15 protein-coding genes and 1 tRNA gene are annotated in these 14,218 nt (G+C 58.5%); 6 read left to right on the forward strand and 10 right to left on the reverse strand.

Features of this window, described 5'->3' with window-relative positions:
* Positions 1–6: 6 nt before the first annotated feature.
* A complete protein-coding gene (typA, locus tag OE750_RS02585; protein WP_263761038.1) occupies positions 7–1,827 on the reverse strand; it encodes a translational GTPase TypA in 1,821 nt (606 codons plus the stop codon).
* 83 nt (positions 1,828–1,910) lie between these two features.
* Between typA and OE750_RS02590 the strand changes: the two genes are divergently transcribed.
* The 6 genes from OE750_RS02590 to OE750_RS02615 all read left to right on the forward strand — a co-directional run bounded on the left by OE750_RS02590 (position 1,911) and on the right by OE750_RS02615 (position 6,822).
* Positions 1,911–3,038, forward strand: coding sequence for a hypothetical protein (locus OE750_RS02590; RefSeq protein WP_263761040.1), 1,128 nt, complete (start codon positions 1,911–1,913; stop codon positions 3,036–3,038).
* A gap of 144 nt (positions 3,039–3,182) precedes the next feature.
* A complete protein-coding gene (locus OE750_RS02595; RefSeq protein WP_263761042.1) occupies positions 3,183–4,124 on the forward strand; it encodes an SPOR domain-containing protein in 942 nt (313 codons plus the stop codon).
* Positions 4,121–5,131, forward strand: a complete 1,011-nt coding sequence (gene nagZ, locus OE750_RS02600; protein ID WP_263761044.1) for a beta-N-acetylhexosaminidase — start codon at positions 4,121–4,123, stop codon at positions 5,129–5,131. The genes OE750_RS02595 and nagZ overlap by 4 nt, the downstream gene beginning before the upstream one ends.
* Positions 5,121–5,927, forward strand: coding sequence for a segregation and condensation protein A (locus OE750_RS02605; protein ID WP_263761046.1), 807 nt, complete (start codon positions 5,121–5,123; stop codon positions 5,925–5,927). The genes nagZ and OE750_RS02605 overlap by 11 nt, the downstream gene beginning before the upstream one ends.
* On the forward strand, positions 5,924–6,595 hold the full coding sequence (scpB, locus tag OE750_RS02610) for an SMC-Scp complex subunit ScpB (protein WP_263761048.1): 672 nt from the start codon (positions 5,924–5,926) through the stop codon (positions 6,593–6,595). The genes OE750_RS02605 and scpB overlap by 4 nt, the downstream gene beginning before the upstream one ends.
* A gap of 65 nt (positions 6,596–6,660) precedes the next feature.
* The gene (locus tag OE750_RS02615; protein ID WP_263761050.1) at positions 6,661–6,822 is read left to right on the forward strand and encodes a hypothetical protein; all 162 of its coding nucleotides are present in this window, start codon (positions 6,661–6,663) and stop codon (positions 6,820–6,822) included.
* Here OE750_RS02615 and OE750_RS02620 read toward each other — a convergent pair.
* The 9 genes from OE750_RS02620 to OE750_RS02660 form a co-directional block, all read right to left on the reverse strand.
* Positions 6,819–7,895 carry a 2'-deoxycytidine 5'-triphosphate deaminase gene (locus OE750_RS02620; RefSeq protein WP_263761052.1) on the reverse strand — a complete coding sequence of 359 codons (1,077 nt, stop codon included), beginning with the start codon at positions 7,893–7,895 and terminating at the stop codon, positions 6,819–6,821. The genes OE750_RS02615 and OE750_RS02620 overlap by 4 nt on opposite strands.
* 120 nt (positions 7,896–8,015) lie before the next feature.
* A complete protein-coding gene (locus tag OE750_RS02625) occupies positions 8,016–9,359 on the reverse strand; it encodes a hypothetical protein (protein ID WP_263761055.1) in 1,344 nt (447 codons plus the stop codon).
* 203 nt (positions 9,360–9,562) lie between these two features.
* Positions 9,563–9,639 (reverse strand) — tRNA-Pro (locus OE750_RS02630).
* An 86-nt stretch (positions 9,640–9,725) separates the two neighbouring features.
* Positions 9,726–10,640, reverse strand: a complete 915-nt coding sequence (locus tag OE750_RS02635) for a MerR family transcriptional regulator (protein WP_263761057.1) — start codon at positions 10,638–10,640, stop codon at positions 9,726–9,728.
* A 14-nt stretch (positions 10,641–10,654) separates the two neighbouring features.
* The gene (gene ihfA, locus OE750_RS02640) at positions 10,655–10,957 is read right to left on the reverse strand and encodes an integration host factor subunit alpha (protein WP_263761059.1); all 303 of its coding nucleotides are present in this window, start codon (positions 10,955–10,957) and stop codon (positions 10,655–10,657) included.
* Positions 10,958–11,078: 121 nt separating this feature from the next.
* Positions 11,079–12,068: a beta-ketoacyl-ACP synthase III gene (locus OE750_RS02645; RefSeq protein ID WP_263761061.1), complete on the reverse strand. Its 990-nt coding sequence runs from the start codon at positions 12,066–12,068 to the stop codon at positions 11,079–11,081.
* Positions 12,065–13,204, reverse strand: a complete 1,140-nt coding sequence (plsX, locus tag OE750_RS02650) for a phosphate acyltransferase PlsX (RefSeq protein WP_263761063.1) — start codon at positions 13,202–13,204, stop codon at positions 12,065–12,067. Before plsX ends, OE750_RS02645 begins: the two co-directional genes overlap by 4 nt.
* 14 nt (positions 13,205–13,218) lie before the next feature.
* On the reverse strand, positions 13,219–13,425 hold the full coding sequence (gene rpmF / locus OE750_RS02655) for a 50S ribosomal protein L32 (protein WP_089888470.1): 207 nt from the start codon (positions 13,423–13,425) through the stop codon (positions 13,219–13,221).
* A gap of 172 nt (positions 13,426–13,597) precedes the next feature.
* Entirely contained in the window at positions 13,598–14,161 is a 564-nt protein-coding gene (locus OE750_RS02660) for a YceD family protein (RefSeq protein WP_263761067.1), read from the reverse strand.
* Between the last annotated feature and the right edge of the window lie 57 nt (positions 14,162–14,218).

The raw sequence follows: 14,218 nt of genomic DNA on the forward strand, positions 1-14,218 counted from the left end.
TTTGTTTTACGAGAGCTGCTTTGACGCGCGTTTGCGCTCATGCGGGTCAAGGTGACGCTTGCGCATACGGATCGAGCTTGGCGTGACTTCGACCAGTTCGTCATCGTTGATGTATGCGATGGCTTCTTCGAGGCTGAGTGTGATCGGCGTTGTCAGGCGCACGGCTTCATCTGTGCCAGAGGCGCGCACGTTGGTGAGCTTTTTGCCTTTGAGCGGGTTGACCTCAAGGTCGTTCTCGCGGCTGTGCTCGCCGATGATCATGCCTTGATAGATCTTGGTTTGCGCACCGATGAACATTTTGCCACGGTCTTCAAGGTTCCAGAGTGCATAGGCCACGGCCTCGCCATCTTCCATCGAGATCAGAACACCTGCGCGGCGACCCGGCATTGCGCCTTTGTGGGGCGCCCAGCCGTGGAATACGCGGTTGAGAACGCCTGTGCCGCGGGTGTCGGTGAGGAACTCGCCGTGATAGCCGATGAGGCCACGTGACGGCACATGTGCGATGATGCGGGTTTTGCCTGCGCCTGCGGGGCGCATTTCAACCAGCTCGCCTTTGCGGCCACCTGTGAGCTTTTCGATGACGACACCCGAGTATTCGTCATCCACGTCGATTGTGGCTTCCTCGATTGGCTCAAGGGTCTTGCCATCTTCTTCGCGCAAAAGAACTTTGGGGCGGGAGATACCCAGCTCAAAACCTTCGCGGCGCATGTTCTCGATAAGAACGCCCATCTGAAGCTCGCCGCGGCCAGCCACTTCAAAGGCTTCGCCGCCTGGAGTGTCTGTCACTTTGATGGCGACGTTGCTTTCGGCTTCTTTCATCAGGCGATCACGGATGACGCGGCTCTGGACTTTCTTGCCTTCGCGGCCAGCCAGCGGGCTGTCGTTGATCCCGAATGTCACGGTGATTGTGGGCGGGTCGATCGGCTGTGCGGGGAGGGCCGTATCAACGGCCAGCGCGCAGATTGTGTCGGCCACTGTGGCTTTGGACATGCCTGCGATGGAGACGATATCGCCGGCTTGGGCTTCTTCGATGTCTTGCTGGGCAAGGCCACGGAAGGCCTGAATTTTGGTGACGCGGAACTGTTCGATCTTCTGGCCGATGCGGCTGAGGGCCTGCACGGTTGCGCCGACTTTGAGCTTGCCGCTTTCAACGCGGCCTGTAAGCACGCGACCGACGAAGGGATCTGCGCCCAGCGTTGTGGCCAGCATGCTGAAATCTTCGTTCTGACGGGCGACCTGTTTGGGCGCTGGCACGTGATTGACGATGAGATCAAAGAGCGCAGAGAGGTCTTTGCGCGGGCCGTCAAGCTCGTGATCGGCCCAGCCGGAGCGGCCTGAGGCATACATATGCGGGAAGTCGAGCTGGTCATCATCGGCATCAAGCGAGGCGAAGAGATCAAAGCACTCGTCAAGCGCGCGGTCCGGCTCGGCATCGGTTTTGTCGACTTTATTGAGAACCACGATGGGGCGAAGGCCGAGGGCGAGCGCCTTGGAGGTTACGAATTTGGTTTGTGGCATCGGGCCTTCTGCGGCGTCCACGAGGAGCACGACACCGTCTACCATCGACAGGATGCGCTCGACCTCGCCGCCGAAGTCGGCGTGGCCGGGGGTGTCAACGATGTTGATGCGTTTGCCTTTCCACTCGACAGAGGTCGGCTTGGCAAAAATGGTGATGCCGCGTTCGCGTTCGATATCGTTGCTGTCCATGGCGCGCTCGGCCACGTCCTGATTGGCCCGAAACGCGCCGGACTGTTTCAGAAGCTCGTCCACGAGAGTTGTTTTGCCGTGGTCAACGTGCGCGATGATTGCGATATTTCGCAGGTCCATGATAATTCCTTGGGTTGTTTGTTGAGGGCCGATATACCGCGCGCAAACGAAATACCAGTAAGAATAAGGGACAGGGAGCATTTATGTCGCGCATTGGGCTATATGAGCAAGTTGATGCCGCAGTTGCGGCAGCTTTGCCGCAAATTTCGGGCGGAGCGGACGGGTCGGCTCCGGCGAAGGATGCACTGCATGGCGATGTCACGGTGACAGCCGCGATGGTGCAGGCGCGCGCCGTGGGTGTTGCGCCGCGTTTGCTTGCACAGGGGCTGGCCGAGGCGCTTGGCGCATTGGCAGGCGTGCGCAGCGCGTGCGTTGCGGGTGGCGGGTTTGTGAACCTGATTTTTGAAGATCGTTTCATTGCCTCTGCATTGACTGTGGATGCCTTGCAGCCCGAGGCGCAGAGCGGACGGGTTGCTGTGTGCACAGGGCTTCGGGCGGGCTTGCGCGCGCGCTGGACAGCTGAAGCCGCGAGCCGTTTGGCGCACGCGTTAGGCTATGAGGTCGAAAGCGGGCGGTTTGCCTCCGTTGGTAAAAGCGCGGGCCTTCAGGCGCTTGTCGGGTCGGAGCGGCGCTTTGGCGATGCGAGCGCGGGGGAGCTTGCTGATCTCGAAGCAGAGTTTGCGATGCTGACGGGGGCGGCCGAGGCGCATGAACAGGTGTTGTTTTTCACCCGTCAAGGCGCGAGGTTTCGCCCCGGGTTATACGAGGCTGCGTTTGAGGCATTGCCTGCTGGGCTGGCATCCACGGCGCTTGGCGCGGCAGATATTCCCTCGGGGCTTACAGAGGGGGCCGAGCAACTGGCGCGGCTTTTTGTGCTGTCGCACCGTGCCGAGCGGGTGCTTGACTTGGGCGACAAGCTGTTTTTGCAGCCCGAACAGGAGAACCCCGCATTTTTGCTTCAATATGCGGCCTCAAAGCTTGGCGGGTTGCGGGCCGCGCATGATGTGTCTGACTGGAGCCCCGAGACCCGCAGGCTGGCGCTGCATCTGGCGTATTTCCCGAGGCTTCTGACGCTCGCGCATGAACTCGCTGCGCCTCAGAGGCTCGGGCTTTTTCTGGTTGAGGCAAGCCGGCTTTTGCTTGAGGCGCAACGGGCGGCGCAAAAGCGTGACGAAAAAACCATTTGTGCGCGGGTTATCGACGCTTGCGAAGTTGTGTTTTCACGCGGATTCGCTATTGTCGGGGCAACGCCGCTGGATGAAATCACCTGAAGAGTGTGCCAGACGGGCCGGACAATAAATTGAGCAGAGACAAGCGCAGCAGATGATTGCGCATAAAAAACGAGGCAAATGATGGCGGAAATCCCATATGGCGGGGCAGGGCAGACGCAGCCTGCTCAGAACTCATACTCAACAATGACGAATTATGCCGGCGCGGTGGTGTCGCTTGGGCTGATCATAGGGATCGGCGTTTGGGGGTACGGTGTTTTGTCACGCGATGTAAGCGGTGTGCCTGTTGTGCGCGCCGCTTCGAGCGAGCCGATGCGCGTGGCGCCTGAAAAGCCGGGTGGGTCAACTGCGGCGCATCAGGGCCTTTCGGTGAACGAGGTTATGGCACAGGGCGGAGCTGAAAAGCCCGCTGACCGGCTTGTTCTTGCGCCTGCTCCGGTAAACCTGATGGAAGAAGACAAACCTTCAACGAGCACGGCGGCGCCGCGCACAGTGCCTGTTGCGGCGCTGGCTGCCGAGGAGGTTGAAGCCGAACCGCTGACGCCGCAGATGGCTTCGATCCGCGCTTTGGCCGAGCAATTGGCCGATGGTGTTGCGCCTTTGTCGGGGCAGAACATGCCACGTGAAGAGGCAACACCTGTTGCAGCAATAACGCCCGAAATGCCCAAAGCATCGGTGAGCACTGCTGCACAATCTGTAGAAACGGCTGAAGAATCTGTTGTTTCTGATGAAGAACCTGCAAAGGTTGTAGAACCAGTGGTTGACGCTGCTGTTGTGCGCTCGTTGCGCCCTAAGCTACGCCCACGGGTTATTAAGGCCAGCGCAACTGTGCCTGTGGCTGTGGCCGCGGCGGTTGCCGAGGCGGCCAGCGTGCCAGCGGGCACACGGCTCGTGCAGCTTGGCGCGTTTGATAGCGCCGAGGTTGCCAACCGCGAATGGACGCGCCTGAGCGGGCGTTTTGAAGAGTATTTCGAGGGCAAAAGCCCTGTTGTGCAGCGCGCCGAAAGTGGCGGTCGGGTGTTTTATCGCCTGCGCGCGCAGGGCTTTGCCGACCTGTCAGATTCGCGCCGTTTCTGTGCCGCGCTTCTGGCCGAGCGGGCTGACTGTATTCCTGTGGTGAGCAAATGAGCCGCTTTGGCGCGACGATCCTTGACGCAGACGGCTTTGAGCTGAGCCGCGAGGAGCGCGCCTTTTTCCGTGATGCGAACCCCTTCGGGTTTATCCTGTTTGCGCGCAATGTGCAGAGCGAGACGCAGCTTGCGCGGCTCTGTGAGCAGATGCGCGATGCGGTGGGGCGTGAAGCGCCTATCACGATTGATCAGGAAGGCGGGCGGGTGCAGCGCTTGCGTGCACCGCTTTGGCGCGAGTGGCTGGCCCCGCTGGAACAGGCTGAACTGGCTGGCGAGAAGGCTGCGCGCAGCTTTTATCTGCGCTTTCGTATGATTGCTGACGAGCTTAAGCGCTGCGGGATTGATAGCAACTGCGCGCCAATGCTGGATATTGCCTTTGAGGAAACTCATCCGTTCTTGAGAAACCGCTGCTATGGAACTGATATTGAATGTATTTCCGAGATTGGCCGTGCAGCTACCCAAGGCATGCTCGATGGCGGCGTGCTGCCTGTGGCCAAGCACATTCCGGGCCACGGCCGCGCACAGGCGGACAGCCATTTCGAGCTTCCAAGTGTTGATATCAGCCGTGAAGAGCTGATTGCCACAGATGGTGCGCCGTTTAAGGCGCTCAACGATGTGCCGATGGGTATGACCGCACATATTCGCTATCCACAGATTGATAGCGAGCCCGCAACGCTGAGCAAGGATGTGATGTCTCTGATCCGTGATGACCTGGGATTTGACGGGCTGATCATGACCGATGACATCTCGATGAAGGCTTTGCAGGGCGACTTGGGTGACTTGAGCCGTAGAGCCATTGCAGCGGGCTGCGATGTGATTTTGCATTGCAACGGCACGTTGGACGAGCGCCGCGCTGTGGCGGAGGCGGCAGGTGAGATGACGGATGCAGCGCAAGCGCGCGCGGAAACGGCGCTGACGATGCGCAAAAGACCAACAGATATTGACATTCTGGCGCTGGAAGCCGAGCTTGAAGCGCTTTTGAATGGGCGCCTGAATGCCAGCTGACGAATTTGAAGAAGACCAGAAGACCCTGAGTGTTGCGGAGCGGCTTGATGCCGAGGCGCTGATTATTGATGTTGACGGTTTTGAGGGGCCGCTTGATGTGTTGCTCACACTCGGGCGCACCCAGAAGGTGGACCTTACCAAAATCAGTATTTTGCAGCTTGCGCGGCAATATCTGGCCTTTGTCGAACGGGCGAAATCGCTTCGGATCGAGCTTGCGGCAGATTATCTGGTGATGGCGGCTTGGCTGGCGTTTCTCAAATCACGGCTGTTGCTGCCTCCTGATCCGACGGAGGACGGGCCGAGCGGTGAGGAACTGGCGGCGCATCTGGCGTTTCAACTTGAGCGGTTGCAGGCGATGCGCGATGTGGCCGCGAGGCTTATGGGACGTGACCGTTTGGGGCGCGACTTTTTCGCGCGCGGTGTGCCTGAGGATGTCACGCGCGTGAAGCGGGTGACTTATACCGCGACGCTTCTGGACCTGATGCAGGGCTATTCACGCCTGCGCACGCGCGACGAGTTTCGCCCGTTTGTTATGGACCGTGATGCGCTTTATACGCTGGAGAATGCGCTGGAGCGGATGCGCGGGCTGATCGGATTTGCGGGGACATGGACCGATATTTCAAGCTATATTCCCGAGGGCTGGAACAAGGACAAGGGGCGTATCCGCTCTGCTACGGCCTCGACATTTGCCGCCTCTCTGGAGCTGGCCAAAGAGGGGCGCGTGGAGCTGCGCCAATCAGAGACATTTGCGCCGATTGAGCTGCGCCGCAGAGATGAAAGCCGTGACGAAACATGAATGACGACATAGAACCTATTGAAGAAAAAGAGGAAAGTCTGTTTGAAGCTCCGCCTATTGCCGAGCAGGAGCGCATGGTTGAGGCGATTTTGTTTGCTTCGGCTGAGACGGTGACTGTAGCCGAACTCAACGCGCGGATGCCGCACGGGAGTGACGCTGCCGAGGCTTTGGTCTATTTGCGTAAGCGCTATGAGGGGCGCGGTGTGCGGGTTGTAAAGGTGGGTGATGCCTGGGCAATGCGCACGGCACCTGACCTGTCGTTTCTGATGCAGAAGGAAACGGTCGAGACCCGCAAGCTCAGCCGCGCCGCTATCGAAACACTGGCGATTATTGCCTATCACCAGCCGATCACCCGCGCCGAGATTGAAGAAATCCGCGGTGTGAGTGTGAGCCGCGGCACTGTGGACCAGTTGCTTGAGATGGAATGGATCCGCTTCGGGCGGCGGAAAATGACACCGGGGCGGCCTGTGACATTTGTTGTCACCCAAGATTTTCTCGATCACTTCGGCCTGGAATCGGCGCGTGATTTGCCGGGATTGAAAGAGCTGCGTGCCTCGGGGCTGCTGGAAAGCCGCTTGCCGCCAAGCAATATGCCGACATTGGGCGAGGGCGACGAGGACATCAACGAGGAAGCGCAAGAGGGCCAGAGCGAGCTGTTTGAAGACTAGGGATGCCTTATTATCCGCACAATGGCTGCCTATATTCAGGTATAAGCAGGCGACAGGAGGCGAGTATGAACGCGAACAGGTTGATCAACATGGCCTTGCGAATGGTCATGCGTAAGATCATGAACGCAGGTGTAAAGCGCGCGGGCGGCGGCAAAAAGGGCGCTGCCAGCCCGACCAAAGGGCTGAATAAAGCGGCCCGTATGGCGCGGCGAGGGAGCAGGTTTTAACTTTTGAAATGCTTTGACAGCTTTAGGCCCTGGCCTTGGTAGTTTGAGGCAATCCGCTCGCCGTAAAGCTCGGAGGGTGTTTCGGACATGCGCTCATAGACGAGGCGGCCGACGATCTGGCCGTGCTCCAGCACAAACGGGCTTTCGTGACAGCGCACTTCGAGTACGCCGCGCGAGCCAGCGCCGCCAGCAGCGGCATAGCCAAACCCCGGATCAAAGAAGCCCGCGTAGTGCACGCGAAATTCGCCGACCATGGCGAGATAGGGGGCCATTTCGGCGGCGTAATCGGGCGGGATACAGACAGCCTCGTTGCTGACGAGGATGTAGAATGCGCCCGGATCAAGAATGATCTGGCCGTTTTTGCTGCGCACATCTTCCCAGAAATCTTCGGGGGCGTAGTGATTTAGATTGTCGAGATCAATCACTCCCGTGTGCGGCTTGGCGCGGTAGCCAACAAGAGTGCCTTCCGAGGGGCGCAGATCAACGGAGAAGCCGAGGCCTTCGTCGATCACCGGCTCCTTGCCATCGACCAGCGGGATTTTGGCGTGAAGGGCGCGCAGCTCTGTATCGCTCAGTGTGGCTTGACCATTGCGGAAGCGGATCTGGTTGAGGCGCATGCCCGGACGCACGAGGACGGAGAAAGACCGCGGACAGATTTCTGCGTAGAGCGGACCGTGGTAGCCTGCTGGCACGCGATCAAACTCTTCGCCGCCGTCTGTGACGGTGCGGGTGAGTAGATCAAGCCGGCCTGTCGAGCTTTTGGCATTGGCGACGGCTTGGATGCCCTTGGGCAGGGCGAGGCTTTCTTGTAGCTCGACAAGATAGACGCAGCCTTTTTCGAGCACCACGCCATTGGTGAGGTCGATCTGGTGCATCTCGAATTCGTGCAGCCGCTCGGCGACAGTGCGGCCAGCGCCCGCGAGGAAAGACGCGCGCACACGCCACGCCCGCGCGCCTAGGCGCAGATCGAGGCTGGCGGGCTGGACTTGCCCTTCGGCATAGTCGGCTTTGGCGATGATCGCGCCTGAGCGGGTCAACTCGTGAATCTGCTGGCTGGCCAGAACGCCTGTCATGCTGTGTCCTTTCAAGGGCAAGTTGGACTGGTTCTAGCAAGTTTCCGGCCAATAGGCAGGCCAAAAATGAAGCTTGCGCCCCGTGAGGCGCAAGTTTTGGGGGGATTGCGCTGAACGACTTTAGAAGATGTCGGTCACGATTGATTTTAACCCTTCGGTGAGGGCCCCGGATTTCTCCTCTCCCTCATCGTCTTCACGATAAGGGCTGTCTTCTTCGCTGCGGTTCATGGCCACGGTCGGGAAACCGAGGTCTGGGTTATCCTGCGCGCCGTAGAAGAGATCAGCCGCCTCGATTTGATCCTCAGTGCAGTAGAGCGCTTCTGCTGCGCGCATATCCTCAACTGTGACGCCTTCCTCCAAAGGACTCCCGCGCCAGGTATTTTCCTCGCCTTCCGGCTCCGGTTCGGGTTCCGGCTCGGGTTCAGGTTCCGGTTCAGGTTCCGGTTCGGGTTCAGGTTCAGGTTCCGGTTCGGGTTCTGGCTCGGGTTCAGGTTCTGGCTCGGGTTCCGGTTCGGGTTCTTGCTCGGGTTCAGGTTCCGGCTCGGGTTCCGGCTCCGGTTCGGGTTCAGGTTCTGGTTCTGGCTCAGGTTCAGGTTCCGGCTCCGGTTCTGGCTCAGGTGTTTCGTCGCCAAAACCGTCCATATAGGCTATTGTTTCGGTTTCGATAAAGTCCAGCACCTCGCCGAAGTTGTCGGCGACTAGCGGATGGATGCTGGCGGGCACTTCAAAATCTGCTGGCACTGGCTCGCCGTTTGTTGCCTGATAGGTGATCATGCTGGCGAGGAAATAGGTTGTGTCTGTTCCATGCGGTGCGTCATCAACAAAGAGATCTGCGGTGTTGAGTTCGCTTAAAGGGCCGCCTTCGGCCAAGAGTCCGGACAGGACAGGGGCCACGGGAATCAGTGTGATGTTGGCGTCGGGGAAGCTTTCGTTCAGGCTTGATGCGTAGTCCAGATACCAGTCGTGGTAGGCGTCTTGATTGTAGTCGTAGTAGCTTTCCATCGCGCTGTCGCTTGGCGGGAAGCTTGAGCTGAACTGGGCGAGATCGCTCCAGCCTTCGTAGATGAAGATATCGGCTGTCGGCTGTGAAGGCAGAACATTGCTGATGATGGTTTCTGTCGCGCTGAGCGGGCTTACCGTGTCGCCAAAGTAATTTGTCGACGGATCGTTTTCTTGAATGAAATTGGCAGGGGTGATGATGATCTGGTTGAATGACGCCTCGTCAAAAGTGGCGATGTCATCGTCCCATTGGCTTTGCACGCCCTCAAAGCCCCACTCATTGTCGGGTTCGTCACCGCGGTCGGCAAACTGGCGCAGGAAACCGAAGCCGCCATTGACAGTGTAGCTGCCGCCTTCGGCAAGGGTGAACTGGTTGAGCCAGTAAGGCACGTTGGCTTGGGCGCTGCCACCTGAGAAATTAACGAGCGAATTGCCAAAGAAAAACTGGCTGCTTTGAATGGGCATAAGAAAATACTCCAAACCCGTGGGGAGAAAGCGGAGAGTTACTGATTAAATGCAGCGGGATTCCCCGAATCTGCGGCTAACTGGCTATGATTTAATACATTACGCTGCGGCTGTCATAAGCAGCGAAATTATATTGGGAATTCCGGCGGAAACAATCTGTTTCCGAATTGCTGATAGCGTTCAGTTGCCGGGGTGGGTTTGAATGGTCGGGCTAGCAGGACTCGAACCTGCGACCTTCCGTCCCCCAGACGGACGCGCTACCAGGCTGCGCTATAGCCCGACTAAGGCAGGTTCATAGCGGTTTTGAGCGGGAGAGCAAGGGTAAAACTGTAGCGTTTGCCGTGCAATTTCAGACTGGCGCAGGTCTTAGGCTGAAAGGGCTTTCAAGTCGGCGCGGGCCTGCACCAGAGTGCGGCGTGTCTCCGTGCTTGCTTCGCTCTTGAAGGCGGCAAGGCGGCTGAGAAGGCCCGCGTCGACATCAAGATCGGAATCGCCCGGATCGGCGGGGAGATCTATAGCGAGCGAAGCCGGCTTTGCTTTGGGTGTGCTGGCAGAAGCTGCTTCTTCGGCTTCGGCCTCAGGGCCGGCCGGCGGCTTGAGGAATGAGGGCAGGCCAGCCGCGCCGCCAGGGCTTGAGCGAAGCGGGGGCTCCTCCGCCTTTTCCATCTGGATGTCATCCACCGGAATTTCGTCTGCGGATTCCGCAGCGGTTTCCTCTGAGGAGCTTATCTCTGTTGAGGCCGCAACGTATTGCGTGTCTTCGGCCACGGGTTCTGGCTCGGAAGGTGGGGGAGTCTCGGTTGTATCGTTTGGGGTGGACCGTTCCGCCTCTGCCGTATCCGGACCGGAAGTTACCGGTTGGGCCTCGGTTGTGTGGTGGGCAAAAGAGATGACTTCAGAGGTTGGCTCCTCAGGAGTGGCCTCTACAAAAGGAGCCTCCTGCGTGGCGTCATAAGGCTTTGTTGTCTTTGCTTCAAACGCGGTGCTTTCGATAGCATCCTCGGGGTCGAGCGGTTGGGAGAGGGCTGATACTTCTTTGACACCGCTTTCGCGCAGCACCTTTTGAGCGCCTTTGATTGTCATTCCGTCATCGTGCAAAAGCTTTTTGATACCGCCCAGAAGCAGCATGTCATTCGGGCGGTAATAGCGCCGCCCGCCCGCGCGCTTGACGGGTTTTACCTGAGTGAACTTGCTTTCCCAGAAGCGCAATACGTGACTGGGCAGTTCGAGCCAATCTGCAACTTCGCTTATGGTCCGAAAGGCTTCGGCGGATTTTGCCATGCTCTGTGACGCTCCTAGCGCTTGTTGCCTGCGGCGACCCTGTCTTTCATGAGGTGAGAGGGCCGAAAGGTGAGCACGCGGCGCGGGTTGATCGGGACCTCTTGACCCGTCTTCGGGTTGCGGCCCACGCGGGCTGTTTTCTGGCGCACCGAAAATGTGCCGAAGGACGAGATTTTGACCTGTTCGCCTGTGACAAGCGCATCGGAGACATGCTGCAGCACGGTTTCGACAAGCTGGGCGCTGTCATTGCGCGAAAGCCCGACTTCGCGAAACACTGCTTCGCTCAGATCCATTCGTGTAAGTGTTTTTTCGGTCATGTTCAGACTCCCCCTATAGAGGGACGTTGGCAGCCCTCTTTCTGGCAGAATAGGCCTGAGAAAGATTCCGAGTCAATATCAATGGCTTGCGGAGTGGCGTTTCATTGCTGGATGAGGTGATTTACCAGCGGATAATCACCGCACCCCACGCCAGACCGCCGCCAATTGCTTCGGTGAGCACAAGATCGCCTTGCTTGATTTTGCCCGAGGCGGCGCCAACAGATAGCGCAAGAGGGATCGAGGCGGCAGAGGTGTTGCCATGATCTTGCACCGTGAGCACCACGCGCTCCATGGGGACATCAAGCTTTTTGGCTGTGCCCTGAATGATGCGGATATTGGCCTGATGCGGCACGATCCAGTCGACATCAGCGTGGGCAAGACCCGCTTTTGTAAGCGCAGCATCGGCTGTTGAGGCCAGTTTCTCAACGGCCTGACGGAAAAGCGCGTTGCCTTGCATACGCAGTTTGCCTGCTGTGCCAGTGGAGGACACGCCGCCATCGACGAAGAGCATGTCTTTGTAGCGCCCGTCTGAATTGAGGTCACTGGAGAGGATACCGCGGTCGTCGTTTGTGCCTGTGCCGCTCTGGGCTTCAAGGATGAGCGCGCCTGCGCCATCGCCAAAGAGCACGCAAGTTCCACGATCGGTCCAGTCCATGATGCGGCTGAAGGTTTCGGCGCCGATGACCAGAACGCGCTTGGCCTGTCCTGAAATGATAAGGCCATTGGCTGTGGACATGGCGAAAACAAACCCTGCGCAAACGGCCTGAACATCAAAGCCGAAACCTTGCTCCATCCCTATTTTTGTCTGAACCATGGTCGCGACAGAGGGAAAGGTGAGATCGGGTGTCGAGGTGGCAACGATGACAGCGTCAAGATCGCTTGCGCTGAGCCCTGCATTGACCAAGGCGGCCTTTGCGGCTTCGGCGGCAAGATCGGATGTGTGCTGGTCATCGGCTGCAAAATGGCGCCGCTCGATGCCCGAGCGGGTGCGAATCCATTCATCGCTTGTATCAAGCGTTGCTTCAAACTCGGCGTTTTCCACCACGCGTTCGGGCAGATAGTGGCCATAGCCGACAACAACGGAGCGGAGGATATCTGTGCGCTGTGTCATGATCTGGCCTTGTCAGTTTGTTCGTCCGTGTCATCGGCGGGGTGCCCCGAGCCGGATTCGCCAGCCAGCATGGTGGCGGCGGAAATGCGCGCGGCAAGCTTTTCATTGAAGCCTGATTGCGCGAGTTGGTGAGCCAGCTTGAGAGCTGCGGCCACGCCTGTGGCATCGGCGGAGCCGTGCGATTTGACGACTGTGCCGTTGAGACCAAGGAACACACCACCGTTCACCTGACGCGGATCAATTCTGCGGCTCAGGCGTTTGAGAGAGGTATAGGAGAGCAGGGCGGCAAGGCGTGATAACGGGGTATACTTGAAGGCTTCACGTAATAGATCACTGATCAGGCTGGCCGTGCCTTCCCCCGTTTTGAGAGCGATGTTGCCTGTGAAGCCGTCGGTCACGATAACATCACATTTTTTGCCCGGAAGGTCGCTGCCTTCGACAAAGCCGACGTAGTCGAACTGCGCGGCCTTGGCATTTTCAGCGATAAGCTCGTTGGCGGCCTGAATTTCGGCGCGGCCCTTGAACTCTTCCGTGCCGACATTGAGCAAGCCCACGCGCGGCATTTTGAGGTTCAACCCGTTTCGAGCATAGGATGCACCCATGAGGGCATATTGCAAAAGGTCACGCTCGTCGGCGCGGATATCGGCACCTGCATCAAGCATCACATTAAAGCCCTGCGGGTTGCGAGAAGGCCATAGCACGGCAATCGCGGGGCGATAGACCCCCGGAACCTTGCGCAGGCGAATGACAGAGAGCGCCATAAGCGCGCCCGTGTTGCCGCAGGAGACACAGACCGTGGCCTTGCCTTCACGCACGCTATCAAGCGCCGACCACATAGAAGTGCCCTTGCCGGACCGCATCACTTGAGCGGGTTTGTCGTCCATCGAGACAATGCCCTCGGCATCGACAATGGTGCAGCGATCGCGCAGGTTTTTCTTGCGCGCGACGAGCTGTTCAAGCTCGGCCGCGCGGCCATGCAGCAGAAAGAAGACGGATTTATTGGCTTTGGCAAAATGTGAACAGCCAGCGACGACTGCCGCTGGCCCTTTGTCACTGCCCATTGCATCAACCGAAAGAACGATACGCTCCGCCTGCGGACTTTTGGAAGCAGGCGAAGGCATAGCTGTCTGGCTCATGTGAAAGCCCCGGCTTAAGCCGCGTCTTCGTCGATCTCGACTTCGTCGGCGACAGCAATCACTTCGCGGTCGGCGTAGTGGCCACAATCGGGGCAAACATGGTGTGGGCGCTTGAGCTCACCACAGTTTGGGCATTCGTTCGGGTTTGCAGCCGTGAGGCTATCGTGGGCGCGGCGGTTGTTGCGGCGCGATTTGGAGACTTTGTTCTGTTGGACAGCCATGTCACAACCTCAATTATCTAGGGGCAAAAGAGCCCAGTTTCGGAAGGGCGAAGCCCTGCGTGTTCGGGTTCAGACCGCTCATAGGCAAAACCGATGAGCCTGTCCAACCCTAAATTCGTTAGAGCGCGCGAAAATAGCTGGAATCACTCAAGTTGCAAGTCGGAAGTTTGGCCTATTTTTCGGGGGGCTGAAGCTTGGCCTTGAGGGCTGCAAGTCCTGCAAAAGGTTTTGTATCTTCATCTTTCAAGGGCGTCGTTCCCTTTTCGGCAAAGACGGCCTCTTCAAGCGCGGCCCCTTCGGCGCGTGGATAGGGCGGCAAGGCCAGCGCAAGGGCTTCGCGAAAGACATCAACCAGATTGATCGTATTGCCCAAAGCTTCAGCGCGTTCGTCGTCAGGCATTTCGACTTCGGCATCGTCATCAAGATCGGAAAAGTCAGGCATGGCGCGCACAAACAGCCGCTCGACTCGCTCTTCTATGCGGGCGGTGACAGGCGCAAGGGTGATCACGCAGGCCTGCTGCACGGTGGCTCCAAGGTGGGCTGTGAGCAGCCAGTCATCCGTTCCATCCGGTTTGAGCGTGCCGGTGAAGTTCGTTTTTTTGAGACTCAGCAGGTCAAGTTCTTCAATGATTGTGGCGCGGTCTTCATGAGTAAGATTCAGTGCAAAATCGTAGGTTTGGTTTGCGGAAAGCCGCGCAACAGGTATCGTGGGGGTGTCTTGAAAATCGTCAGCCACTGGCACGGCTCCTTGAATCGGGGGCATATCCTTAGTAATCGGGATAAAAGGCCAGGA

Source organism: Lentibacter sp. XHP0401 (assembly GCF_025751535.1).
In the GTDB taxonomy this organism is placed as follows: domain Bacteria; phylum Pseudomonadota; class Alphaproteobacteria; order Rhodobacterales; family Rhodobacteraceae; genus Lentibacter.